Here is a 24536-nt window from a genome sequence, read left to right as displayed (position 1 = left end):
GCGACCGGCAACGGAAGCGGCACGGCAAACCCCACCGGGAGCAAGACCAAATAGGGGCGACACGCCGGGCAACCGGCAGCGGTGTTTCCGCGTCGTCGCCCGGGTCGGTCGCGCGAGGCGCTCGGTAACGGGCGTCCCAGAGGAATGGCCATCCATCGCTTTCGGGCGAGGACAGAACCCGGCTTACAGGCCGTCTGACCCCTCTGCTTCCGCACGACGAATCGCTTCTACTACCCCTTGCGTTTGCACGGTGCGAGCGCACAATAGATGTTGTGTCTAAGTCTTTCAGATTCCTTGTGGATTCTTGCTGTTGATAATTGCATCCCGGACATCCCCATGATATCCCATTGTATCCCGTGTAACAGGCAACGCAGGGGCGTGGGGCGCCTGCAGCGGGTCCAGGGGGAGAGGGGCCGTGGCATTCCGGTCCGAGATCCTGATCAAGATGGATAAGAAGGGCCGGGTCCTGTTGCCCGCGGCTTTTCGCGACGAGCTGCCTGCGGACGATCGCGGCGCGTTCGTTCTCTATCATTCGCCCACCATCCCCGGCCTCGTGAACGGCAACTCCCGTGCGGGCTTCGATGCCATGCTGGATCGCCTGCGTGTCGAAGCGCTGGGACCGAAGGGGTCGCTGAAGGTCGCCCTCGACGACGACGCCTTCGATCCGGCGGGCTATCTGTCGGCCGGAGCCCGTACCATTTCGCTGGAGCCCGATGGCCGGTTCACGATGCCCGGCGAGTTTGTCCAGACGCTCGACGCGGGCGACGGCGTGATGCTGGTCGGCAAGGTCGACAAGTTCCAGCTCTGGAATCCCGGCCGCTGGCAGGCGCGCCGCGAGGCCGAGCGCGAGAAGATGGCGGCGTTCGTGCGCAATCTGGGCGGAGGCGACGCATGAGCGGCGCCCGCCACATTCCGGTGATGGCGCGCGAAGTCGTCGACGCACTTCAGCCGCGCGACGGCGGCCGCTATCTCGACGGCACGTTCGGCGCCGGCGGATACACGACCGCGATGCTCGATCGTGCCGACTGCCAGGTGATCGCCATCGATCGCGACCCCGACGCCATCGCCGCCGGCAGGGCGCTGGCCGAGCGCTATGCGCCGCGCCTGCGCCTGATCGAAGGCCGCTTCGGCGACATGGCCGAGCTTCTGTCGGCCGAGGGTGTCGAGGATGTGGACGGCGTGGCGCTCGATCTCGGCGTGTCGTCGATGCAGTTCGACCAGGCTGATCGCGGCTTCTCCTTCCGGGCCTCGGGCCCGCTCGACATGCGGATGGAGAAGGGCGGCGCCTCGGCGGCGGACCTCGTAAACGAAACAAAAGAAACGGACCTCGCCGACATCATCTGGCGCTACGGCGAGGAGCGTCGCAGCCGCCGCGTGGCGCGCAGCATCGTCGAAGCGCGGCGCACCAAGCGGATCGAGACCACGGGCGAGCTGGCCGAGATCGTGCGGCGTGCGGTCGGCCCGCAGGGACGGGACGAGAGCGATCCGGCGACGCGGACCTTCCAGGCGCTGCGCATCGCGGTGAACGACGAGCTGGGCGAGCTCGAGCGGGGCCTTGTCGCCGCCGAGCAGGTGCTGGCGCCGGGCGGCCGTCTCGCGGTCGTGTCGTTCCATTCGCTGGAAGACCGCGCCGTGAAGGAATTCGTCCGCGCCCGTGCCGGTCGCACGCCCGGCCCGTCGCGCCACGCGCCGCCGGGCATGGGTGCGCGGACTGCCACCCTGCGCGATCTCTCGCGCAAGCCGGTGCTGCCGTCCGACGAAGAGGTTGCCGCCAATCCGCGGGCCCGTTCGGCGCGCCTGCGGGTTGCCGAAAAGCTGGGGGCCGAGACGCTCGGCGCCGGGAGTGCCGCATGATCCATCGCGGGCTCCTGTTCTGGTCGGTCGTCGCCGTGGCAACAGCCGTGGGCCTGTTCACCGTCAAGTACAAGGTGCAGGACCTCGAGGAGCGCATCGACCGCACCAACCAGAAGATCATCGAGAGCCAGCAGGCCACGCACATCCTGCGCATCGAATGGGCTCACCTGAACGAATCCGAGCGCATCGAAGCGCTCGCGCAGAAGCATCTCAAGCTCGAGTCGGCGTCCATCAAGCAGGTCGTCCGACTCGATCAGCTCAAACCCGAATCTGTCCCCCCGCGGCGCGATCCACCACCTCCTTCCCCCCCACGAACGGGCAACGACGTCCCCTCGTCGACTTTGCCCGGTGGTGGTGGCCGCGTCGCAGCGGAGGCCGGCAGCCCCTCGCCGGCCTCCGCACCCCTTTCAAAGCGTACCCCCGGACCCACGACGCCCCCTCGACCGGCCTCGATCCAAGAGCCGGCAACATCGGGTCCGGTTGGCGACGGCCAGAGCGCCGCAGTCTCCATCGACGACATCCTCTCGCGAAATGAAGGGGGTTCCCGGTGAAGCTGTGGCGAAAGTCTGCGTCGCCTGAACCGGCCGCCGCGGTAAACGCGGCGGCCGGCGCGCGTTACGCCTCGCCCAAGGACCGCCTGAAGGGTGATGTCCAGGAGACGGCGCGCCAGCGCTTGGTGATCGCCTCGTTGATCTTCGGTCTGGCCTTCACGGCGGTCGGCCTGCGCATGGGCTATGTGTCCCTGCTGCGCGACGGCGCCGAGCCGACGCAGCGCGTCGCGGCCCGCGGCGGCTCGATCCAGTCGGAGCGTGCCGACATCGTGGACCGCAACGGCGCCGTGCTGGCGACGTCGGTCCCGGTCATGTCCGCCTTTGTCAATCCGCACCTGCTGATCGATCCGCAGGAGGCCGCGCGCAAGATCGTGACGGCGCTGCCGGATCTCAAGTACGACGACGTGCGCGAGAAGCTGGAAGGCGACAGGACCTTCGTCTGGATCAAGCGCGGACTGAGCCCGCGCGAGCACGACCGGGTCAACCGGCTGGGCATCCCGGGTCTCGACTTCCAGGCCGAGGAACGGCGCATCTATCCGCAGGGAACGGCTGCGGCACACATCCTGGGCTATGCCAGCGTGGACAATACGGGCCTGGCCGGTGTCGAGCGCTACTTCGACCAGCAGCTCCAGAGCGGCGAGACCCTGCAGCTCTCGATCGACCTCCGCCTGCAGCGCATCGTCGAGCGCGAGATCGCGCGCGCCGTCCAGAAATTCTCGGCGATCGGCGCCACCGCCATCGTCATGGACGTGACCAACGGCGAGGTCCTCGCCATGGCGTCGCTGCCGACCTACAATCCCAACAGTACTCGCACGCTCACCAACGAGGCGCTGTTCAACCGCGCCACGCTGGGAGTCTACGAGCAGGGGTCGACCTTCAAGATCTTCAACACGGCGATGGCGCTCGATTCGGGCAAGGCCTCGATGACCAGCGTGTTCGACGCCACGTCGCCGATCCGGATCGACCGTTTCACGATCAACGACGACCATGCCCAGCGCCGTCCGTTGTCTGTGCCGGAAATCTTCAAGTTCTCGTCGAACATCGCTTCGGCCAAGATGGCGGTCGAGGTCATGGGACCCGAAGGCCAGCGGGCCTTCTTCGACAAGATCGGCTTCCTGAAGCCCGTCTCGACGCAGCTGCCGGAAGTCGCGGGGCCCCTCTGGCCGCGCCACTGGATGAAGATCAACACCATGACCATTGCCTTCGGCCACGGGATCTCGGTGACACCGTTGCACCTGGCGATGGGCTCGGCGGCGATGATCAACGGCGGCATCCTCTACCAGCCCTCGCTGGTGAAGCGTAACGCCGCCAGCGACAAGGGCAGGCGGGTCATCCAGCAGAAGACGTCGGTCAACATGCGGCAGCTCTTGCGGCTGAACGCCGTCGAGGGCACGGGCAAGAACGCCAATGTCCCGGGCTACGAGGTCGGCGGAAAGACCGGCACGGCCGAGAAGGCGGCGCGCGGCGGCTATCGCCAGAAAGCGCTGATCAGCTCCTTCGTCGGCGCGTTCCCGATGAACGATCCGAAGTTCGTCATCATCGTCTCACTCGACGAGCCCAAAGGCCTTCCCGAGACCGGCGGCTACGCGACGGCGGGCTGGGTGGCGGCGCCTTCGGTCAAGGTCATCATCGAGCAGATGGTGTCGCTCTACGGCATCCTGCCGGGCGATCTGAAGGACGGCCTGCCGCCGATCGAGATCGCCTCGACGCCGGTGCCGGCGCCTGTCGCGCCGCCGCAGCTCCTGCCGGCCAGCGTGCGCCGCTCTCCCGGCGACCATCGCAAAGCCCTGCCGGTTCGGCCGGCGCCTGGCCAGACGGCCGCGGCGCCCGGTCCGGGAGTGCGCCGTGTTGCGTCTGAGTGAGCTCATGCGCCGGAGCGCCGACGCGATCGCGCCTTCTTCCGCGCTGCCGCGCGATCCCGTTCTCGCCGGCCTGACGCTCGACTCGCGCAAGGTCCGGCCCGGCTATCTCTTTGCGGCCCTCCCGGGCAGCCAGCGCGACGGCGCGGCGTTCGTGGAAGATGCCGTGAGGCGCGGCGCCGTCGCGATCCTGGCCGCGGCCGACGCGGCGTTGCCTTCGCTCGATCCCGGCATCGTCGTCGTGCGCGACGCCAATCCGCGTCGTCGCGTGGCGTTGATGGCCTCTGCCTTCGCCGGGCTGCAGCCCGCCACGATCGCCGCCGTCACCGGCACCAACGGCAAGTCCTCGACGGTGCATTTCGTGCGCCAGATCTGGGAGGCGATGGGGCTGAAGGCGGCGAGCGTCGGCACGCTGGGTATCGTCTCGCCTGGCCTCGTGCGCGACGGTGGCCTCACGACCCCGGACCCCGTTCAACTGCACGAGGATCTGGCCGCGCTGGCGCGCGAGGGCGTGTCCCATCTCGCCATCGAGGCCTCGAGCCACGGCATCGACCAGCACCGGCTCGACGGGCTGAACCTGGCGGCCGCGGCCTTCACCAACCTGACGCACGAGCATCTCGACTATCACCATTCGATGGACGCCTACTTCGCGGCCAAGGCGCGCCTGTTCGAGGTGCTGCTGCCGCCGGGCGGCACGGCGGTCGTCAATGCCGACAGCGATCGCGCCACGGCGCTCGGCGCGATCTGCCGGCAGCGCGGCATCCGCTTCTGGACCTACGGCACGAAGGGCAGTGAATTCCGGCTGCTGGGCGACGATCCGACGCCGACCGGACAGCACCTTGCGCTGGAAATCATGGGCGCGCGCCACGAAGTCGAGTTGCCGCTGGTCGGCGGCTTCCAGGCTTCGAACGCGCTTGCCGCCCTCGGCCTCGTGGTTGCGACGGGCGGTGATCCGGCGCGCGCCGTGGAGGCTCTTCCCCATCTGACGGGCGCGCCTGGCCGCCTGCAGCTCGTCGCCCGCCATCGCTCGGGCGCCGCAGTCTATGTCGACTATGCCCACAAGCCCGAGGCGCTGGAGACGGTGCTGCGCACCCTGCGGCCCTTTGCCCGCGGCAAGCTGGTGGTCGTGTTCGGTTGCGGCGGCGACCGTGACCGGGCGAAGCGTCCGGTGATGGGCGAGATCGCGACGCGTCTCGCCGACCTCGCGATCGTGACGGACGACAATCCGCGCAGCGAGGAGCCGGCAGAGATCCGCGCCGAGATCGTGCGCGGCATCGCTGCCGACCGTCGCAACTGGATCGAGGTCGCCGACGGCCGGCACTCCGCCATCGCCGCCGGCATGGAGGCGCTGTCGAGCGCCGACGACCTGCTGCTGATTGCCGGCAAGGGCCACGAGACCGGCCAGACGATCAAGGGCGTGACACATCATTTCGACGATGCCGAGGAGGCGCGCGCGCTGGCCGGAGGTGAAGCGTGAGCGCGCTCTGGACTTCCGGCGAAGTGCAGGCCGCCTTGTCGGCGGCGTCGATCACCGCGCCGTTCGAGGCCACGGGCGTGACGTTCGACAGCCGCGCCGTCGGCAAGGGGGATCTCTTCTTCGCGCTGAGCGGCGAGACGACCGACGGTCACGGCTTCGTCACGGACGCCCTGTCGCGCGGCGCTGCGGCGGCCGTCGTCTCGCGCGACGTCGAGGGCGCTCGGGGCACGCTGGTCCGCGTTCCGGACACGATGAAGGCATTGGTCGAACTCGGTCGCGCCGGACGCCGCCGCAGCGTGGCGCGCATCGCCAGCGTCACCGGTTCGGTCGGCAAGACCAGCACCAAGGACGCTCTGCGCGCGATGCTGTCGGCCGAGGCACCGACCTCGGCCAGCGTGGCGAGCTACAACAACCATGTCGGCGTGCCCATCAGCCTTGTGCGCCTGCCGCGCGACGCGCGCTACGGCGTGTTCGAGATCGGCATGAACCACCCCGGCGAGATCGAGCCGCTCGCCCGCCAGGTCGAGGCGCATGTCGGCATCGTCACCAATGTCGGGCCGGTCCATATCGGCCATATGGGCAGCGAGGAAGCGGTCGCCGACGAGAAGGGCTGCCTGTTCGCCGGCATGGCGAAAGACGCAGTGGCCGTGCTCAATCGCGACAGCCGGCACTATGAACGTCTCGCCGGAAAAGCCCGCGAATTCGGCGTTTCCCGCATCGTCGGCTTCGGTCGCAGCGAGGCTGCGGAGGCCCGTCTTGTCTCCTGCAACCTGCAGGATTCCGGCAGTGATGTTGCAGCCTTGATCCACGGTCGCCGGATCGAGTATCGGCTGGGCGCGGCGGGCGAACACTGGGTGCTGAACAGCATCGGCGCGTTGGCCGTCGTCGAAGCGCTGGGCGCGGACGTGGTGAAGGCGGCGGCCATCCTGGCCGAGGTGAAGGCCTCGCCCGGTCGCGGTGCGCGCCGCCTGCTGAAGTTCGGCGGCGGCACGATCGAGCTGCTGGACGAGAGCTACAACGCCAATCCGGTTTCGGTGCGGGCGATGCTGGCGGTCCTGGCGCGGACCGAGCCGCAGTCGGGCGGACGCCGGGTGCTGGCGCTGGGCGATATGCGCGAGCTGGGCGAGGGCGCGGACGACTATCATGCAGGCCTCGCCGATGCTGTCGCGGCAAGCGGTGCGGCGCAGGTCTTCCTGTGCGGTCCGCACATGCAGGCTCTGTGGCAGCGGCTTGCGCCGGCGCAGCGTGGCGTGCACCGGCCGGATTCAACGGCGCTGGCGGGCGATGTCGCCGCCGCGCTCAAGGCAGGGGACGTGGTTGCGGTGAAGGGGTCGCTGGGTTCGAAAATGAAGATCGTCGTGGATGCCATCGTGGCGGCCAGCGGCGGCGAGGCGGGACGCTAGGATGTTCTACAATTTTCTCTATCCGCTCGCGGACCTGTTCACGCCGTTCAACCTGTTCCGCTATCTGACGTTCCGTTCGATCGCGGCCTTCCTCACGGCGCTGGTGCTGAGCTTCCTGATCGGCGGCGCGCTGATCCGCTGGCTGCGCAGCAAGCAGAAGCAGGGGCAGCCGATCCGCGACGACGGTCCGGCCAGCCATCTGATGACCAAGAAGGGCACGCCGACGATGGGCGGGCTGCTGATCCTCATCACCCTGTCGATCGCGACCCTGCTGTGGGCCGACCTCACCAACCGCTATGTCTGGATCGTGCTCGGCGTCACCCTGGCTTTCGGCGCGGTCGGCCTGTGGGACGACTTCCTCAAGGTCACCAAGCGCAACCCCAAGGGCGTGCCGGGCAAGGTCAAGCTTGCGCTCACGGTCGTGGCCTCCGGCATCGCGGTCTATCTCGTCGCCCAGGCCTCGCCGGCGCCGCTGCGCTACCAGCTTGCCGTGCCGTTCCTCAAGGACGTGCTGATCCCGCTCGGCGCCATCGGTTTCGTGATCTTCGGTGTGCTGGTGATCGCCGGAACCTCGAACGCCGTCAACCTGACCGACGGGCTCGACGGCCTCGCCATCGGCCCCGTCATCATGGCCTCGGCGGTATTCGGCCTGATCGCCTACGTCGTGGGCAACACGATCCTCACCAACTACCTCTATCTCCATCACGTGCCGCGCTCGGGCGAACTGGCGGTGCTGCTGGCGGCGCTGGTCGGTGCCGGCCTCGGCTTCCTGTGGTTCAACGCCCCGCCCGCCATGGTGTTCATGGGCGATACCGGCTCGCTCGCGATTGGCGGCGCGCTGGGTGCGGTCGCCGTCGTCACCAAGCACGAGATCGTGCTGTCGATCGTGGGCGGTCTGTTCGTGCTCGAGACGGTCTCGGTGATCGTGCAGGTTCTGTCCTACAAATGGACCGGCAAGCGGGTCTTCCGCATGGCGCCGCTGCACCATCATTTCGAGCAGAAGGGATGGGCCGAGCCCACCATCGTCTTCCGTTTCTGGATCATCGCCGCCATCCTGGCGATGGCCGGCCTCGCCACCCTGAAGCTCAGGTGAACGGATGATCGATCTCGCCATCCTGAAAGGTTCGTCGTTCGTCGTGCTGGGGCTCGCGCGCTCCGGCCTGGCGACCGTGCGAGCCCTGCGGGCGGCCGGGATCGAGTGCGTTGCCTGGGATGACAATGTGGCGTCGCGCGACGCGGCGGCACAGCTCGGCGCCCGCATCGTCGACCCCGCGTCGATCGACTGGCCAGGCGTCACCGCCCTGGTGATCAGCCCGGGCATTCCCAGCACCCTGCCGGTGCCGCATCCCGTGGCGGTCGCCGCGCGCGCCGCCGGCAAGCCGATCATCTGCGATGTCGAGCTGCTGGCCCGGGCGCAGCCCGAGGGACGGTTCGTCGCCATCACCGGCACCAACGGCAAGTCGACGACGACGGCGCTGGTCGGCCACATCCTCCAACAGGCCGGTGCGCGCTGCCAGGTCGGCGGCAACATCGGTCGTGGCGCGCTCGACCTCGAGCCGATCGGCAAGGGGGGTGTCTACGTCCTGGAGCTTTCCTCCTACCAGCTCGAGCTGCTGCAGACCTTCCGCGCCGACATCGCGGTGTGGCTCAACATCACGCCCGACCATATCGACCGGCATGGCGATCTCGCAGGCTACGTCGCGGCCAAGAAGAACATTTTTGCCCGCCAGCGCGCCGGCGACTGCGTCGTGATCGGCACCGAGGACGAGCCTTCGCGCGAAGTCGAGCGCGAGATGGCGGCACGTCCCGGCATCGCCTGTGTGCCGGTGGCGCTCGATCGCCCCGTGGCCAACGGCATCTCCTACCGCGCCGGCATGCTGGTCGATGCCGACGGCTATACAGTCGATTTCTCCGACGTGCCGACCCTGCCGGGCGACCACAATGCGCAGAACGCGGCCTGCGCCTGGGCGGTCTGCCGCTGGCTCGACATGCCGCGCGAAAGGATCGTCGCCGGGCTTCGCACCTATCCCGGCCTGCCGCACCGCCAGGAGCGCGTCGCCGCCGTCGGCAACGTCGTCTACGTCAACGACAGCAAAGCCACGAACGCCGATGCCACGGCGCGTGCGCTGTCGAGCTACGACCGCATCTACTGGATCCTCGGCGGCCAGGCGAAGGAGGGCGGCGTCGCGCCGCTCGCTTCGTACTTCGACCGTATCCGCCATGCCTTCCTGATCGGCGAGGCCACCGAACTCTTTGCCGGCCAGCTCGAGGGCAAGCTGCCCTACAGCCGCTGCGGCGACCTGCAATCGGCGCTCGACGCCGCGCATGCGCTGGCGCAGCGCGAGGCCGCGGAACCCGCGGTGGTCCTCCTGTCGCCCGCCTGCGCGTCGTGGGACCAGTGGAAGAGCTACGAACATCGCGGCGATGCGTTCCGCGCCATGGCGCGGGCGCTGCCGGGGGCGGAGAGTTTGGGGAGGGCGGCGTGATCCAGGTTCCGCGCGACGATCGCAGTGTGATCGGGCAATGGTGGTGGACCGTCGACCGCTGGTCGCTGGGCGCGATCCTGGCGATCATGGCCTTCGGCGTCATGCTGACCCTGGCGGCGTCGCCCCCGGCCGCCGAGCGCATCGGCGCCGACTCCTTCCTCTTCGCCAAGCGCCAGTTCCTGTTCCTGCCGCTGGCGCTGCTCGTCATGCTGTCGATCTCGCTCGCCTCGCCGCGGCACGTGCGGCGCCTGGCGCTGCTCGTCTTCTGCGGCAGCATCGTGCTGCTGGCAGCGACCTTCGTCATCGGTATCGAGATCAAGGGCGCGCGACGCTGGATTTCGGTGCCGGGCCTGTCGAGCGTGCAGCCGTCGGAATTCGTCAAGCCGAGCCTCGCGGTGATCTCGGCCTGGTTGCTCGCGCAGAGCCGTACCGAGCGTCGGGCGCCCGGCTATCTCCTCTCCACCCTGCTGGTCGGCGGCGTGCTGGCGCTGCTGGTGATGCAGCCCGATCTCGGCATGAGCGTCGTGGTGGCCGCCGTCTGGGCCGTCCAGCTCTTCGTCGTCGGCCTGCCGATGTGGGTCGCGGGCTTCGGCGCGATCGCCGGTGTCGGGGGCTTGGTCGGCGCCTACTTCCTCTTCAGCCACGTGCGCAGCCGCTTCGACCGCTTCCTCGATCCGTCGTCGGGCGACAACTACCAGGTCAACACCTCGCTGGAGGCCTTCATGAACGGCTCTCTGTTCGGCCGCGGGCCGGGCGAGGGCACGGTGAAGGCGCAGCTTCCCGACGCTCACACCGACTTCGTCATGGCCGTAGCCGGCGAGGAGTTCGGCCTCGTCGTCTGTCTGATGATCCTCTGCCTGTTCGCCTTCGTGACCCTGCGCTCGATGTCGCGCGCCTCGAAGGAGACCAGCCTGTTCATCACCCTGGCGTCGACGGGTCTCGCCGTTCAGTTCGGCCTGCAGGCCGCGATCAACATGGCCTCGACCATCCAGCTCATCCCGGCCAAGGGCATGACCTTGCCGTTCATTTCCTATGGCGGCTCTTCGGCGCTGGCGATGGCGATCTGCGTCGGCATGATGCTGTCGCTCACGCGCGAACATGCCGGCCTGAGGGAGGCCGTATGACGGAGGCCGTGCGCCCTGTGGTCCTGGCGACCGGCGGCACCGGCGGGCATGTGTTCCCGGCCGAGGCACTCGCCGGTGAGCTCGAGGCGCGGGGCGTGCCGTTCACCCTGGTCACGGACTCGCGCGGCCGGCAGTGGCAGGGCGCGCTGGCGCGGCGGCCCATCCACTACATCCATTCCGCGAGCCCGACCGGGTCGCCGGTGAAGAAGGCGCTGGCGCTTTTCTCGCTCGCCCTCGGCCTGTTCGACGCCTGGCGCGCGCTGGGCCGCATCGGTCCGTCCGTCGTCGTGGGCTTCGGCGGCTATGCCTCGGTGCCGACAATGGTCGCGGCCCGCCTGCGCCGCCTGCCCGCGATGCTTCACGAGCAGAACGCCGTGCTGGGCCGCGCCAATCGTCTCGTGCTGGGCGGCGCCGGACGCGTGGCGACCTCCTTTGCCCGCACCCGCTATCTCGACGGCGATGCGCGGGCCCAGCTTGTCGGCAACCCCGTGCGCGAGGCGGTGCGGGCGCTGCGCGATTCGCCCTATCGTGCGCCGGGCGAGGGACGGGTGATCGATCTCCTGGTGTTCGGCGGCAGCCAGGGCGCCGCCTCGTTCGGCGAGGTCGTGCCGCAGGCCGTTCTCTCCCTGCCGCAGTCGCTGCGCGCGCGCCTGCGCATCGTCCAGCAGTGCCGCCCCGAGAGCATCGACCGGGTGCGCACGAGCTACGTCCGCGCGGGCGTCGTCGCCGAGATCGCGCCGTTCTTCACCGATCTGCCTCAGCGCATCGCCGGCGCCCATCTCGTGATCGGCCGCTCCGGCGCTTCGACGGTGGCCGAACTGGCGGCGATCGGCCGGCCCTCCATCCTGGTGCCCTATCCCTATGCCGCCGACGATCACCAGACCGCCAATGCCCGGGCCTTCGAGGCGACGGGTGCCTGCATCGTGCTGCCGCATGCCTCCTTCACCGCCGCGACCCTGGCGGGGCACCTCGTGTCCCTGACCGAGGAGCCGGAGCGCCTTGCGGCGATGGCAGGCGCGGCCCACGCCGCCGGCCGTCCCGATGCCGCGGCGCGACTGGCGGACGTCGTCGGCAATTTCGTTTCGCTTCCCCTTTCGCCTTCAGCCACGGGAGTCGCCGCATGAGGGCGTTGCCGCTCGATCTCGGTCTCATCCACTTCGTCGGCATCGGCGGCATCGGCATGTCCGGCATCGCCGAGGTCCTGCACAATCTCGGCTACAAGGTGCAGGGCAGCGACGTCGCCGAGGGCGCCAATACGCGCCGCATCGCCGAACTGGGCATGAAGGTGATGATCGGCCATCGTGCCGAGAATGTCGGCAATGCCCAGGTCGTCGTCGTGTCGAGCGCCGTGAAGAAGGACAATCCCGAGGTGCTCGCCGCCCGCACGCGCCATGTGCCGGTCGTGCGGCGCGCCGAGATGCTGGGCGAGCTGATGCGCCTCAAATGGTCCATCGCGGTCGGCGGCACGCATGGCAAGACGACGACCACTTCGCTGGTCGCCTCGATGCTCGAGGCCGGCGGCCTTGATCCGACGGTGATCAACGGCGGTATCATCAACGCCTACGGAACCAACGCGCGGCTGGGCGAGGGCGACTGGATGGTCGTCGAATCCGACGAATCCGACGGCTCGTTCCTGCGCCTGCCGGCCACCATCGCCGTGGTGACCAACGTCGATCCCGAGCATCTCGATCATTACGGCACGTTCGACGCGCTGCGCGACGCCTTCGTGCGCTTCGTCGAGAACATTCCCTTCTACGGGTTCGCGGTGCTCTGCTCGGACCACCCGGAGGTCCAGGCGCTGATTCCGCGCGTCGCCGACCGCCGCATCATCACCTACGGCATCGGCGCCAACGCCGACGTGCGCGCCATCAACCTGAAGCTCGATCGCGGCGGCGCCGATTTCGACGTCATGGTCGAGAATCGCGCCACCAACGAATCGCGCACAATCACCGGCATGCGTCTGCCGATGTTCGGCCAGCACAATGTGCAGAACGCGCTGGCGGCCATCGCCGTGGCGCAGGAGATGGGCCTGCCGGACGACACGATCCGCCGGGCGCTCGGCGCTTTCGCCGGCGTCAAGCGGCGCTTCACCAAGACCGGCGAGGCGCACGGCATCACGGTGATCGACGACTACGGCCATCATCCGGTGGAGATCGCGGCCGTGCTGCGCGCCGCCCGTCAGGCCTATGGCGGCTCGGGCCGGGTCATCGCCGTCATGCAGCCGCACCGCTACTCGCGTCTCGGCGCGCTGCGCGCCGAGTTCGCCACCTGCTTCTCCGACGCCGATGCCGTGATCATCGCCGATGTCTATGCGGCGGGCGAGGCGCCGATCGAGGGCGTCAACCGCGACATGCTCGTGGGGCTGGTGCAGCGCGCCGGCCATCGCGACGTGATGCCACTCGGCGGACCGGGCGAACTCCCGGAAATGATCTGGCAGATCGCGCGTCCGGGCGACGTCGTGGTCTGTCTGGGCGCCGGCAACATCACCGCCTGGGCGCACGCGCTGCCCGGCCAGATCCAGCAGCTCGCGGCCGAGAAGGCCGGTCCGCGCGCCATCGCCAATGATTCGGGCTTCCACGGCGGATCGGCGGCATGATGGCGCTCGCGACCTCGACACCCCACCTGATCGACCGGTTGCCCCGGCCGCGCGGACGGCTGACCGCCGATGCACCGCTCGGTCCGCAGACCTGGTTCCGCGCGGGTGGTCCGGCCGAGGTCCTGTTCCGGCCGTCCGATGTCGAGGATCTCGCATTCTTCATGGCCGGCTTGCCGCCGGATGTGCCGGTCACGGTCCTGGGCGTTGGCTCGAACATCCTCGTGCGCGACGGTGGCGTGAAGGGCGTGGTGATCCGCCTTCTGCGCGGCTTCACCGGCATTTCGGTCGAAGGACACGAGATCGTGGCCGGTGCCGGCGCGCTCGACCTCAACGTCGCGCTGACGGCGCGGGACCATGCGCTGGCGGGCCTCGAGTTCATGAGCGGCATTCCGGGCACCGTCGGCGGGGCCCTGCGCATGAATGCGGGCGCCTATGAAGGCGACCTGGCACAGGTGCTGGTTTCGGCCGAAGCCATCGATCGAACGGGCAAGGTCCACGTGGTCGAGGCGACCGCGATGGGGTTCAGCTATCGCCACAGTGATGCGCCGGTCGACTGGATCTTCACCTCGGCGCGCCTGCGCGCGGCGCCGGGGGACCAGCTCGCCATCGCCCGCCGCATTGCCGATATCGACGCCGCCCGTACCGACTCCCAGCCGCGCAGCCGCACCGGCGGCTCGACCTTCGTCAATCCGCCCGGTGCCAAGGCCTGGCAGCTCATCGACCAGGCGGGCTGCCGCGGCCTGCGCATCGGCGACGCCCAGGTTTCCGAGAAGCATTGCAATTTCCTGATAAATCTCGGAGAGGCGACGGCGAGCGACATCGAGGGATTGGGTGAGGAAGTGCGCCGCCGCGTTCTGCAGAAGACCGGCGTGCAGCTCGAATGGGAGATCCGGCGCATCGGAGAACCAGCGGGGAGTGCGGGATGACGCGCGTTGCGGTGCTGATGGGCGGCTGGTCGCCGGAGCGTGAAGTGTCGCTGGTGAGCGGCAAGGCCTGTGCCGAGGGCCTGCGCGAAGGCGGGCACGAGGTCGTCGAATACGACGTGAAGCGCGACCTGCGCGCCCTGGTCGATTTCCTGCGTCCTGCCGTTGGTGACGGACCGGACGTGGTCTTCAACGCCTTGCACGGCCGCTATGGCGAGGATGGCTGCATCCAGGGCGTCCTCGAGATCATGCGTGTGCCCTATACGCACTCCGGTGTGCTCGCCTCCGCGATCGCCATGGACAAGCCGCTGGCGCGGCACATCTTTGCGTCGCTCGGCCTGCGCGTCGCCGAAGGCAGGGTGATCGAGCGCCGCACGCTCGCCTGCGGGGATCCCATGCCGCGCCCCTATGTCGTGAAGCCGATCGACCAGGGGTCGAGCATCGGCGTCCACATCGTGCGCGACGGCGACAACCTGGCCGCCGTCGAGGCTGCCGAAGCCGCTTTCGGCGAGCGCGTGCTGATCGAGAAGTTCGTGCCCGGCCGCGAGCTCACGGTCGCGGTGATGGGCGACAAGCCGGTCGCAGTGACCGAACTCCGGCCGCGCACCCGGTTCTACGACTACGAAGCCAAGTACACCGACGGCATCACCGAGCATCTCGTGCCGGCGCCGATTCCCGAGGACGTCTATGAGGCCGCCAAGCAGTGGGCGTTCGCGGCGTATCAGGAACTCGGCTGCAACGGGCTCGCCCGTGCCGACTTTCGCTGGGACGATTCGAAGCCCGGCACCTCGGGCCTCGTGATCCTGGAGCTGAACACCCAGCCCGGCATGACGCCGCTGTCGCTGGCACCGGAGCAGGCCAAATGGGCCGGCATCTCGTGGTCGCAGCTCATGACCTGGATGGTCGAACACGCGAGGCACCCCTCGTGAGCGCCGCACGGAAGACGACCACGCCGAAGGCCGGCACCGCGCCGCGGCGCGACTACGATCGGCGCAAGAAGCGCGGGCCGATCCGCAAGACCGGCCGTCCGTTCTGGAAGCAGCCGGTGCTGCTCGGCGCCATCGTCCTGCTGCTGGGCTGTGGCGGCGGAGGCGGCTGGTGGGCCTGGCGCGAGGGCTGGCTCGTCGAGGCGCAGGACCGCTTCGACGCGATATCGCGCAGCGTCGTCGGCGCCATCACGCCCTTCAAGTTGGCGGACGTCACGGTCGAGGGCCGCGACTATGTCGAGCGCAGCGATCTCCTGGCGGCGCTGAATGTGAGCCGCGGCGACTCGCTGCTCGGCATCGACCTCCAGGCGTCGCGCAAGCGGCTCGAGGCGATCGACTGGGTCGAATGGGCGACGGTGGAGCGCCGCCTGCCGGACACGCTCTATGTCACGCTGAAGGAACGCCGTGCCGTCGCGATCTGGCAGAACGGCACCGAGTACACGCTGATCGATGCGAACGGCCGCACCGTGCGGGCGAGTCGCATGCCGCCCGGCGCCGCGACCCTGCTGCTGCTGGGCGGTCCCGGCGCGCCGGATCATGTCGGCGATCTCTTGCTGCTGCTCACCTATGAGCCGACCGTGGCGCAGCAGCTGCGCGCCGCCGTCTGGGTCGGACAGCGCCGCTGGAACCTCATCCTGAACAACGGTGTCGAGATCTGGCTGCCGGAGGAGGACGCCGTCGCGGCCCTCCAGCATCTCGCCAAGCTCGACGGACAGCACAAGCTGCTGTCGCGCGAATTCGGCGTCGTCGATCTCAGGCTGCCCGACAAACTTTATCTCAGGAAGCGCAATCCGGGCGACGCGACGCCTGGGCCGGCGTAAAATCGAAGAATTAGCGAGAGTACGCGTAAGACGGGGGACATCGTGGCGAAGACGAGAAATGGCGTCGTTGCGGCGCTCGACATCGGAACGAACAAGGTCGTGTGCTTCGTGGCGCGCGTCGATGGCCAGGGCCTCCGCGTCGTCGGCATCGGGCACCAGCCCGCGCTTGGCATGCGTTCCGGCAACATCGTCGACATGGAGGCCGCGACCCGCGCGATCTCCTCGGCGGTGTCGACCGCGGAGGAGATGTGCGGCGAGCAGGTCCGTGACGTGATCGTCGGCGTGAGCGGCGGCTCGGCCGCCTCGCACAACCAGAGCCTCGAAGTGGCGATCGGGCATCACGAGATCGGCGAGCGCGACGTACGCCGCGTCCAGCAGCACATCCAGCTTCCGGCCGAAACGGCTGATCGCGACATCATCCATTCTGCCGCCATCGGCTATACGGTGGACGGGACGCCGGTGCGCGACGCCCGCGGCATGTTCGGCGAGCGGCTGGGCGTCGATGTCCATTTGGTGACCGCCGCGAGCGGCGCGATGCGCAACCTGCAGGTCTGCGTGCGCCGGGCCCACCTCGAGATTGCCGACCGCGTGGTCGCCGCCCATGCCGCCGGCCTCAGCTCGCTGGTCTCGGACGAGCGCGACCTCGGCGTCACCCTGATCGACATGGGCGCCGGCACGACGTCGATTGCGGTCTTCTATGAAGGCCATCTCGTCCACGTCGATTCGATCCCGGTGGGCGGCGAGCATGTCACGCGCGACATCGCGCGTGGCCTGTCGACGCCGGTCGCCCATGCGGAGCGGATGAAGACGCAGATCGGCCGCGCCGTCGCCAAGCCTAACGACGAGTACGACATCATCGATGTGCCGCTGATCGGCGAGGAAGATCGCACGCGACCGAATCACATTCCGCGTTCGATCCTGGTCGGCATCATTCGGCCGCGGGTCGAAGAGACGTTCGAACTCGTGCGCAGCCGGCTCGAAGCGAGCGGTGTGGATAAGTTGGCGGGCGGACGCGCCGTTCTGGTCGGCGGCGGTTGTCAGCTCGATGGCGTGCCCGAGGTCGCCGCTGCGATTCTCAACAAGAAGGTCCGGACCGGCGCGCCGCTCAGGCTCGCGGGTCTTGCGGATTCAACCGGTGGGCCGGCATTTTCCGCCGCCGCCGGACTCCTCACCTTCGCGCTCCACAATCATGCGGTCGTGCAGAACCAGCCGGCCCCGAACGAAGCTCCGGCCAGTCGGATCGGCCGGATTGGCAGTTGGATTAGGGATAACTTTTAGGCAATATGTTGTGCGGGATAAGGCAGTTCCCACAGGCTATAGACAAAAAGACAAGAAGAAACCGGTGTCGGTGAAGGGTCTCTAGCGTAACAGGAGGCTCACGCTGTCGCTCCGGGCAGATTACCCCTCGTTTGCGTGGAGAAAACCGAATGACAATCAACCTCAGTCTCCCTCAGACGGAGTCCGAGATTAAGCCGCGCATTACCGTCGTCGGTGTCGGTGGCGCGGGCGGAAACGCCGTCAACAACATGATCAGCGCCGCGCTTGAAGGCGTGGAGTTCATCGTTGCGAATACCGACTCGCAGGCGCTCAGCCAGTCGCTCGCCGACCGGCGCGTGCAGCTCGGCATCACCATCACCCAGGGACTTGGCGCCGGCGCACGGCCCGAGGTCGGCCGGCAGGCCGCCGAGGAAGCGCTGCCCGAGATCCTGCAGCTCCTCGATGGCGCCAACATGGTGTTTGTCACCGCGGGCATGGGCGGCGGCACCGGCACCGGTGCGGCGCCCGTCATCGCCGCCGCGGCGCGCGAGCAGGGGATCCTCACCATCGGCGTCGTGACCAAGCCGTTCCACTTCGAAGGCCGCCGCCGCATGCAGTCGGCCGAGCAGGGCATCACCGAACTGGAGAAGGTGGTCGACACGCTGATCGTCATCCCCAACCAGAACCTGTTCAAGATCGCCAACGAGAAGACGACGTTCGCGGACGCCTTCAAGATGGCCGACGACGTGCTGCACATGGGCGTGCGTGGCGTCACCGACCTCATGGTCATGCCGGGCCTCATCAACCTCGACTTCGCCGACATCCGCACCGTGATGGGCGAGATGGGCAAGGCGATGATGGGCACGGGCGAAGCCGAAGGTCCGGATCGCAGCCGCGTCGCGGCCGAATCGGCGATCTCCAACCCGCTGCTGGAAGATCATTCGATGAAGGGCGCCAAGGGCGTGCTCATCAACATCACCGGCGGCCTCGATATGACGCTGCACGAAGTCGACGAGGCGGCCAACCGCATCCGCGAGGAAGTGGACGGCGACGCCAACATCATTTTCGGCTCGACCTTCGACGCCACGATGGACGGTCGCATGCGCGTGTCGGTGGTCGCCACCGGCATCGCCGCCATGGCCGCCCAGCAGCCCGCGCCGAACTACCTGTCGCTCGACATGAACCGGCCGATGCAGACCGGCCAGCCGGCGCTCAGCCGTCCGGCCGCGCCGCCGATGGGACGTGTCGCCATGCCGGCCGCTGCCGTTGCGGCGCCCGCTCCGGTGATGCCGGCCGCTCCTGCCGCGCCGCCGGCTCCGCCGGTCGCCGTTGCGCCACCGGCCCCGCCGGCCGCTGCGCCAGCGCCGATTGCCGCCGCCGCGACGGCTGCGCCGATCATGGCCTCGATGCCGACGCCGGCTCCCGTCTACGAAGCACCGATCGAAGCCCCCGTCATGATGGCGCCTCCGGTGGAGGCCGCGCCGGTCGCTCCGGCGCCTGCGCCGATGCCGGCTCCCGTCGCGGTCGCTCCCGCGACACCGGCGCCCGCTCCGGCGCCCGCGCCGCAACGCCCCCTGGTCGACGAGAACGACTGGCGCGTCAGCCGTCCCTCGACGGCCAAGGCGCCCGTGCGGGCCGAACCCGTCGCGCGCCCGACGATGGCGCGTCCGGCGACCGACAATCGCGCGCCGAACCTGTTCCAGCGGATCACCGGCGCCTTCTCGGCGCCGAAGCCTGCGGCGACGGCGGCCGAGCCGCCGGTCGCGCGTCCGGCACCCGCGCCGGCTTCCGAAAATGTCGTCGCGGTGGCTCCGAAGGCGCCCGTGTCGCGTCCCGCGCCGGTCCAGACCTCGATCAGCCTCGACGTCACGGAGCGTGCGAAGCCCGCGCGCGATGACGACGACCTGCAAATTCCGGCTTTCCTGCGGCGGCAAGCCAACTGACGCAGGGATTTTCTGCTCTTCACGCATCTTCCGAGGGGCCGTGCGGCCCCTCTTTTTTTTGCTCGCGCGTGATATAAGGCGGCGGCACGTAGTTCATTGCGGATGGGAAATGTCGAAGTTGGTTGTGGGTAAGGGCCGTCGCATCGCGGTGGCGCTCGCGCTGTCGGCGGCGTTCGGGCTCTCCGCGTGTGGCTCGGACGACGACAAGTATGTCGAGCAGCCCGTCGAGCAGTTGTACAATCGCGGCCTCGATGCGCTGGGCCAGCAGGAATACAAGACGGCGGCCAAGAACTTCGAGGAAGTCGATCGCCAGCATCCCTATTCCGTCTGGGCGACCAAGGCCCAGATCATGGCGGCCTTCGCCTATTACCAGTCCAACAAGTATGACGAGGCCATCATCGCGCTGGACCGGTTCATCCAGCTCCATCCCGGCCATCGCGACCTGCCCTATGCCTATTATCTGAAGGCGCTCTGCTACTACGAGCAGATCTCCGACGTCGGCCGCGACCAGCGCACGACCCAGCAGGCGCTCGATGCGCTGGCCGAGGTCGTGAAGCGCTTCCCCGAATCGCCCTATGCCCGCGATTCGCGCCTCAAGGTGGAACTCTGCATCGACCATCTGGCCGGCAAGGAGATGGCGGTCGGCCGCTACTACCAGACCAACCAGCAGTATGTCGGCGCCATCAACCGCTACCGCGTGGTGATCGAACGCTATCAGACGACGACGCACGTGCCCGAGGCACTGCATCGTCTGGTCGAGACCTACCTCGCACTCGGCGTGAAGAGCGAGGCCCAGGAAGCGGCAGCCGTGCTCGGCTACAATTTCCCCGGCAGCGAGTGGTACCAGGACAGCTACTTCCTGATGACCGGCGAGGGCACACGGCCGCCCGACGAGAAGCGCGGCTGGTTCTCCCGCCTCTTCTGACCGCCCGGCATGCTCGCCACGCTTTCGATCCGCGACTTCGTGCTGATCGAGAAGCTCGACCTCGATTTCGCCCATGGCGGAGGCCTCGGCGCGCTGACCGGTGAGACCGGCGCCGGCAAGTCGATCCTGATCGACGCGCTGGGCCTGGCGCTCGGCGCGCGCGCCGAATCGGGCGTGGTGCGGCGCGGCGCCGCCCAGGCCTCGATCGCCGCCTCCTTCGATCTGCCGCGTGAACACCCGGCACGCTCGGTCCTCGCCGAGCAGGGATTGGACGAGGAAGACGTGCTGACCCTGCGCCGCATGATCGGTGCCGACGGCCGCGGACGTGCCTTCGTCAACGACCAGCCGGCCTCGGTGGCGCTGCTGCGCCGGCTGGGCGACACCCTGGTCGAGATACAGGGACAGATGGAGCAGCACGGACTGCTCGACATGGCGACACACCGCGCCTCGCTCGACTCGTTCGCCGGTCTCGAGAAGCAGGCGGTTGCCGTTGCGTCGGCATGGGCGACCTGGCGCGGCGCCGAGCAGGCCCACGCCGACGCGCAGGCGACGGCGGAGGCGGCGCGGCGCGACGAGGAATTCCTGCGCCATGCAGTGAAGGAACTCAATGCCCTGGCGCCCAAGGCCGACGACGAGGAAATCCTGGCGGGCGAGCGAGCGCTCATGCGGGCCGGCAGCGCGCTGGGCGAAGCGGTCACTCAGGCACTGGCCGAGCTGGAGCAGGGACGCGGCGCCGTCGCGAGCCTCCGGACGGCGCATCGCCTGGTCGAACGCAATGCCGACAAGGCCGCGGGCCGCCTTGATGCGCCGCTGGCGGCGCTCGATCGGGCGCTCAGCGAGACGATGGAGGCGCAGGCCCAGCTCGAGATGGCGCGCGATACGCTGGAGTTCGATCCGGCGCGACTCGAGAAGATCGAGGAGCGGCTGTTTGCGCTCAGGGCCCTCGCCCGCAAGCACAATGTCGCCGTGGCCGGGCTCGCGGAACTCGCTGAAAAGTTCTCGGCGCAACTCGCGGCCCTCGACGACGGCGAAGCCGGGCTGAAGAAACTCGCCGCCGCGGCGAAGGCGGCGCGTGCGGCCTACGTGACGGTGGCGGAAGCGCAGGCCGCCGCGCGGCGCAAGGGCGCGGCCAAGCTCGACAAGGCAGTGGCGGCCGAACTGGCGCCGCTCAAGCTCGAACGGGCGCGGTTCGTCACCGAGGTCGCCGCCGTGCCGGAAGCCGAGTGGTCGGCCGCCGGCACCGATCGCGTGCAGTTCACCGTCTCGACCAATCCCGGCGCGCCGCCGTCGCCCATTGCGAAGATCGCCTCCGGCGGCGAGCTCTCGCGTTTCCTGCTGGCGCTCAAGGTCTGCCTCGCCAAGGCGGGCGACGCGCCGACCATCGTGTTCGACGAGGTCGATTCCGGCATCGGCGGTGCGACGGCGGCCGCCGTCGGCGAGCGGCTGAGGCGGCTGGCGAAGGATGTCCAGGTGCTGGTCGTCACCCATTCACCGCAGGTCGCCGCGGTGGCTGACCGTCACTGGCTGATCCGCAAGACCACGACCCGGACGGCCGCCAGCACCGATGTGGTGGCGCTGGATGCCAAGGGCCGCCGCGAGGAGATCGCGCGCATGCTGTCGGGAGCGGAAGTAACGGTCGAGGCGCGTGCCGCAGCCGACCGGCTGCTGGCGACGGCAGGTTAGGAGGACGACGATGTCCCGTGCGGCGAAGGTCGTGGCGGCGCTCGCGGTCGACAAGCTGACCGAGCGGCAGGCGCGTTCCGAGCACAAGCGCCTGGCGGAGCAGATACTCCATCACGACAGGCTCTATCACGAGAAGGACGCGCCGGAGATCTCGGATGCGGAATACGACAGGCTGCGCCAGCGCCTGAAGGCGATCGAGGCGCGCTTCCCGCAGATCGTCGACATGTTCAGCCCGACGCAGAGGGTGGCGCCGACACCGACGACGGCTTTCGCCAAGGTGAAGCATGCGCGGCCGATGCTGTCGCTCGACAACTGCTTCACCGACGAAGAGCTGCAGGATTTCCTCGACCGTGTGCGTCGCGGTCTGGAACGGGAAACCAACATCGGCCCGGACGACGAGATCGCGTTCAGCTGCGAAGCCAAGATCGACGGCCTCTCGATCAGCCTGCGCTACGAGGACGGCGAGTTCGTTCAGGGGGCGACGCGCGGCGACGGCACCACGGGCGAGGACGTCACCGCCAACCTGCGCACGGTGAAGGACATTCCGCAGACGCTGAAGGCGCACGGCAAGGACGGGTTCCCGAAGTCCATCGACGTGCGGGGCGAAGTCTACATGGAGCGCAAGGCGTTCCAGGAGATGAACGAGCGCCAGGAAGAGGCGGGCGAGAAAACCTTCGCCAATCCGCGCAACGCCGCCGCGGGCTCGCTGCGCCAGCTCGATGCGAGCATCACGGCGAAGCGCCCCCTGCGCTTCTTCGCCTATGCCTGGGGCGAGGCCGAGCCGCGCAGCTGGAAGACGCACAGCGAATACCTGGAACTGCTCAAGGCGTGGGGGTTCAAGACCAATCCCCTGACGAAGCTGTGCCGCACACCGGACGAGGTGCGCGCCTTCTACGAGAAGATCGGGGTCGAGCGCCCGTCGCTGCCCTATGACATCGACGGCGTCGTCTACAAGGTCGACCGCATCGACTGGCAAGAGCGGCTGGGCTTCGTGAGCCGCGCGCCGCGCTGGGCGACGGCGCACAAGTTTCCCGCCGAGCAGGCGCGGACGCGTCTCAACGGTATCAACATCCAGGTCGGCCGCACCGGCGCGCTGACTCCGGTGGCCGAACTGGAGCCGGTGAATGTCGGCGGCGTGATGGTGTCGCGCGCCACGTTGCACAATGCCGACGAGATCGAGCGGCTCGACGTGCGGGTCGGCGACATGGTGACGATCCAGCGGGCCGGCGACGTGATCCCGCAGGTGCTGGGCTTCATCGCCGACGAGCGACCGAAGAACGCGCGCAAATACCACTTCCCCACGCGCTGTCCCTGTCCGCTTGAAACCGAAGTGAAGGCCGAGGAGGGCGGCGTGGTGCGGCGCTGCTCCGGTGGACTCGAATGCCCGTTCCAGCAGGTCGAGCGCCTGCGTTACTTCGTGTCGCGCAACTGCTTCGACATCGAGGGGCTGGGCGGCACGCACATCGAGAACTTCTTCAACGACGGGCTGCTCAAGGTGCCTGGCGACATCTTCCGCCTGCCCGAGCATGAGGCCGACATCAAGAAACGCGAGGGCTGGGGCGATCTCTCGGTGCGCAACCTGATTGCCGCCATCGAGGCGCGCCGCACGATCTCGCTCGACCGATTCATCAACGCGATCGGCATCCCGCTGATCGGCGAGGCCACGGCCAAGATCCTGGCCCAGGAATATGCCGACGCCGATACCTGGCTATCGGAGATGCTGGCGGCGGCGAAGGAGCGCAAGGCGCATCCCGATGCGGCGAAGAAGGAGAAGGCCGTCGAGACGGTCGGGCCGAGCTACGGCCGCCTCTGCAACGTCGAGCAGATCGGCGTGACGACGGCCGACGCGATGTGCGCCTTTTTCACCGAGGGGCACAATGTTGAGATCATCCGGGACCTGCTGAAGCAGCTCACGGTCCAGCCGGTCGAGCGCAGGATCATCGCCGCCGACGCCAAGCTCAAGGACAAGATCGTGGTCTTCACCGGCGAGCTGTCGACGATGACCCGCGAGGCCGCCAAGGCGCGCGCCGAGGAGCTGGGCGCCAAGGTCACCGATTCCGTCTCCAAGAAAACCAGCCTCGTGGTGGTCGGCGAGAACGCCGGCTCGAAGGCCCGCAAGGCGGCCGAGCTGGGCATCCAGACCATGACCGAAGAAGAGTGGGTCGAACTTTCGGCCTGATCGGCTCGTTCGAAGCGTGGGCTCGAATCCCTCTTACTTTTTTCACTGGCGTTGCGGTAACCTGCCGGCGGGGAGTTGCTCTGCTTCGGGGGTACGCGTTGTCCATCCAATCTCAGGCACCAACGAGAATGCTTGGTTCTCGTTCGGCTCCCGCATGGTTAGGCCGCTTTGCCGCGGCACTTCTCGCGACGACGGCCCTCACGGGCGCTTACCCGTTGTCATCAGCATGGGCGCAAGTCAGCACCGGTAGCGGTGGCGCGGGTGCCAGTTCCACAACAATCGGAGGTGGGGGCGCTGGAGGTTCGGGCAGTGTCGCCTCAGCAGGCGCGGCCGGCGGGACGCCGACAACCTCTTCGGCGGGCGGCGGTGGCGGTGGCGCCGGCGTCACGGGCGGCAGTGGTGGCATGGGCAGCAACTATGGTGGCGCCGCCGGTATGTATGGCGGCGCCGGAGGAGCAACCCCCGGGGC

Annotated in this window: 19 protein-coding genes and 1 other RNA gene; all 20 read left to right on the top strand. The window is 68.5% G+C overall.

Annotation, left to right across the window (positions count from 1 at the left end; all coding sequences use genetic code 11):
- An RNA gene (rnpB, locus tag EPO41_RS06460) (RNase P RNA component class A) lies at positions 1 to 202 on the top strand; the annotation flags it as partial.
- Between the two features lie 213 nt (positions 203 to 415).
- Complete coding sequence (locus EPO41_RS06455; RefSeq protein WP_296322078.1) at positions 416 to 895, top strand: hypothetical protein; 480 nt, start codon at positions 416 to 418, stop codon at positions 893 to 895.
- A complete protein-coding gene (gene rsmH / locus EPO41_RS06450; RefSeq protein WP_363246950.1) occupies positions 892 to 1854 on the top strand; it encodes a 16S rRNA (cytosine(1402)-N(4))-methyltransferase RsmH in 963 nt (320 codons plus the stop codon). The genes EPO41_RS06455 and rsmH overlap by 4 nt, the downstream gene beginning before the upstream one ends.
- Positions 1851 to 2405 (top strand): hypothetical protein, encoded by a 555-nt coding sequence (locus EPO41_RS06445; protein WP_296322075.1) that lies wholly within the window; start codon positions 1851 to 1853, stop codon positions 2403 to 2405. Before rsmH ends, EPO41_RS06445 begins: the two co-directional genes overlap by 4 nt.
- Positions 2402 to 4267, top strand: coding sequence for a penicillin-binding protein 2 (locus tag EPO41_RS06440; protein WP_296322071.1), 1866 nt, complete (start codon positions 2402 to 2404; stop codon positions 4265 to 4267). Before EPO41_RS06445 ends, EPO41_RS06440 begins: the two co-directional genes overlap by 4 nt.
- A complete protein-coding gene (locus EPO41_RS06435; RefSeq protein WP_296322068.1) occupies positions 4251 to 5741 on the top strand; it encodes a UDP-N-acetylmuramoyl-L-alanyl-D-glutamate--2,6-diaminopimelate ligase in 1491 nt (496 codons plus the stop codon). Before EPO41_RS06440 ends, EPO41_RS06435 begins: the two co-directional genes overlap by 17 nt.
- Positions 5738 to 7144: a UDP-N-acetylmuramoyl-tripeptide--D-alanyl-D-alanine ligase gene (gene murF / locus EPO41_RS06430; protein WP_296322065.1), complete on the top strand. Its 1407-nt coding sequence runs from the start codon at positions 5738 to 5740 to the stop codon at positions 7142 to 7144. The genes EPO41_RS06435 and murF overlap by 4 nt, the downstream gene beginning before the upstream one ends.
- Before the next feature lies 1 nt (position 7145).
- Complete coding sequence (gene mraY / locus EPO41_RS06425; RefSeq protein WP_296322062.1) at positions 7146 to 8237, top strand: phospho-N-acetylmuramoyl-pentapeptide-transferase; 1092 nt, start codon at positions 7146 to 7148, stop codon at positions 8235 to 8237.
- Positions 8238 to 8241: 4 nt separating this feature from the next.
- The gene (gene murD, locus EPO41_RS06420; RefSeq protein WP_296322055.1) at positions 8242 to 9630 is read left to right on the top strand and encodes a UDP-N-acetylmuramoyl-L-alanine--D-glutamate ligase; all 1389 of its coding nucleotides are present in this window, start codon (positions 8242 to 8244) and stop codon (positions 9628 to 9630) included.
- On the top strand, positions 9627 to 10754 hold the full coding sequence (locus tag EPO41_RS06415; RefSeq protein ID WP_296322054.1) for a putative peptidoglycan glycosyltransferase FtsW: 1128 nt from the start codon (positions 9627 to 9629) through the stop codon (positions 10752 to 10754). The genes murD and EPO41_RS06415 overlap by 4 nt, the downstream gene beginning before the upstream one ends.
- The gene (murG, locus tag EPO41_RS06410; protein ID WP_296322051.1) at positions 10751 to 11878 is read left to right on the top strand and encodes an undecaprenyldiphospho-muramoylpentapeptide beta-N-acetylglucosaminyltransferase; all 1128 of its coding nucleotides are present in this window, start codon (positions 10751 to 10753) and stop codon (positions 11876 to 11878) included. Before EPO41_RS06415 ends, murG begins: the two co-directional genes overlap by 4 nt.
- Entirely contained in the window at positions 11875 to 13350 is a 1476-nt protein-coding gene (gene murC, locus EPO41_RS06405) for a UDP-N-acetylmuramate--L-alanine ligase (RefSeq protein ID WP_296322048.1), read from the top strand. The genes murG and murC overlap by 4 nt, the downstream gene beginning before the upstream one ends.
- The gene (gene murB, locus EPO41_RS06400) at positions 13350 to 14276 is read left to right on the top strand and encodes a UDP-N-acetylmuramate dehydrogenase (RefSeq protein WP_296322084.1); all 927 of its coding nucleotides are present in this window, start codon (positions 13350 to 13352) and stop codon (positions 14274 to 14276) included. Before murC ends, murB begins: the two co-directional genes overlap by 1 nt.
- Positions 14273 to 15202, top strand: a complete 930-nt coding sequence (locus EPO41_RS06395; RefSeq protein ID WP_296322046.1) for a D-alanine--D-alanine ligase — start codon at positions 14273 to 14275, stop codon at positions 15200 to 15202. The genes murB and EPO41_RS06395 overlap by 4 nt, the downstream gene beginning before the upstream one ends.
- Positions 15199 to 16080 (top strand): cell division protein FtsQ/DivIB, encoded by an 882-nt coding sequence (locus EPO41_RS06390; RefSeq protein ID WP_296322043.1) that lies wholly within the window; start codon positions 15199 to 15201, stop codon positions 16078 to 16080. The genes EPO41_RS06395 and EPO41_RS06390 overlap by 4 nt, the downstream gene beginning before the upstream one ends.
- Before the next feature lie 42 nt (positions 16081 to 16122).
- On the top strand, positions 16123 to 17358 hold the full coding sequence (ftsA, locus tag EPO41_RS06385) for a cell division protein FtsA (protein ID WP_296322040.1): 1236 nt from the start codon (positions 16123 to 16125) through the stop codon (positions 17356 to 17358).
- 149 nt (positions 17359 to 17507) lie between these two features.
- A complete protein-coding gene (gene ftsZ / locus EPO41_RS06380) occupies positions 17508 to 19280 on the top strand; it encodes a cell division protein FtsZ (RefSeq protein ID WP_296322037.1) in 1773 nt (590 codons plus the stop codon).
- 109 nt (positions 19281 to 19389) lie between these two features.
- Positions 19390 to 20205, top strand: a complete 816-nt coding sequence (locus EPO41_RS06375) for an outer membrane protein assembly factor BamD (protein WP_296322034.1) — start codon at positions 19390 to 19392, stop codon at positions 20203 to 20205.
- A 9-nt stretch (positions 20206 to 20214) separates the two neighbouring features.
- Positions 20215 to 21888 carry a DNA repair protein RecN gene (gene recN, locus EPO41_RS06370; RefSeq protein ID WP_296322031.1) on the top strand — a complete coding sequence of 558 codons (1674 nt, stop codon included), beginning with the start codon at positions 20215 to 20217 and terminating at the stop codon, positions 21886 to 21888.
- 10 nt (positions 21889 to 21898) lie between these two features.
- The gene (ligA, locus tag EPO41_RS06365) at positions 21899 to 24067 is read left to right on the top strand and encodes an NAD-dependent DNA ligase LigA (protein ID WP_296322028.1); all 2169 of its coding nucleotides are present in this window, start codon (positions 21899 to 21901) and stop codon (positions 24065 to 24067) included.
- The last annotated feature ends 469 nt before the right edge of the window (positions 24068 to 24536 follow it).

Source organism: Reyranella sp., assembly GCF_004297265.1.
GTDB lineage: Bacteria > Pseudomonadota > Alphaproteobacteria > Reyranellales > Reyranellaceae > Reyranella.
Note: the sequence above shows the minus strand (reverse complement) of the source record. Positions and strands in the feature narration are given on the sequence as shown.

What these genes read in the sequence shown, in the direction of transcription:
- mraY (WP_296322062.1), top strand. Translation starts at nt 7,146, where the DNA reads ATGTTCTACAATTTTCTCTATCCGCTCGCGGACCTGTTCACGCCGTTC.
- murD (WP_296322055.1), top strand. Translation starts at nt 8,242, where the DNA reads ATGATCGATCTCGCCATCCTGAAAGGTTCGTCGTTCGTCGTGCTGGGG.
- ligA (WP_296322028.1), top strand. Translation starts at nt 21,899, where the DNA reads ATGTCCCGTGCGGCGAAGGTCGTGGCGGCGCTCGCGGTCGACAAGCTG.
- recN (WP_296322031.1), top strand. Translation starts at nt 20,215, where the DNA reads ATGCTCGCCACGCTTTCGATCCGCGACTTCGTGCTGATCGAGAAGCTC.
- murG (WP_296322051.1), top strand. Translation starts at nt 10,751, where the DNA reads ATGACGGAGGCCGTGCGCCCTGTGGTCCTGGCGACCGGCGGCACCGGC.
- rsmH (WP_363246950.1), top strand. Translation starts at nt 892, where the DNA reads ATGAGCGGCGCCCGCCACATTCCGGTGATGGCGCGCGAAGTCGTCGAC.
- murC (WP_296322048.1), top strand. Translation starts at nt 11,875, where the DNA reads ATGAGGGCGTTGCCGCTCGATCTCGGTCTCATCCACTTCGTCGGCATC.
- EPO41_RS06375 (WP_296322034.1), top strand. Translation starts at nt 19,390, where the DNA reads ATGTCGAAGTTGGTTGTGGGTAAGGGCCGTCGCATCGCGGTGGCGCTC.
- EPO41_RS06445 (WP_296322075.1), top strand. Translation starts at nt 1,851, where the DNA reads ATGATCCATCGCGGGCTCCTGTTCTGGTCGGTCGTCGCCGTGGCAACA.
- murB (WP_296322084.1), top strand. Translation starts at nt 13,350, where the DNA reads ATGGCGCTCGCGACCTCGACACCCCACCTGATCGACCGGTTGCCCCGG.
- EPO41_RS06395 (WP_296322046.1), top strand. Translation starts at nt 14,273, where the DNA reads ATGACGCGCGTTGCGGTGCTGATGGGCGGCTGGTCGCCGGAGCGTGAA.
- ftsZ (WP_296322037.1), top strand. Translation starts at nt 17,508, where the DNA reads ATGACAATCAACCTCAGTCTCCCTCAGACGGAGTCCGAGATTAAGCCG.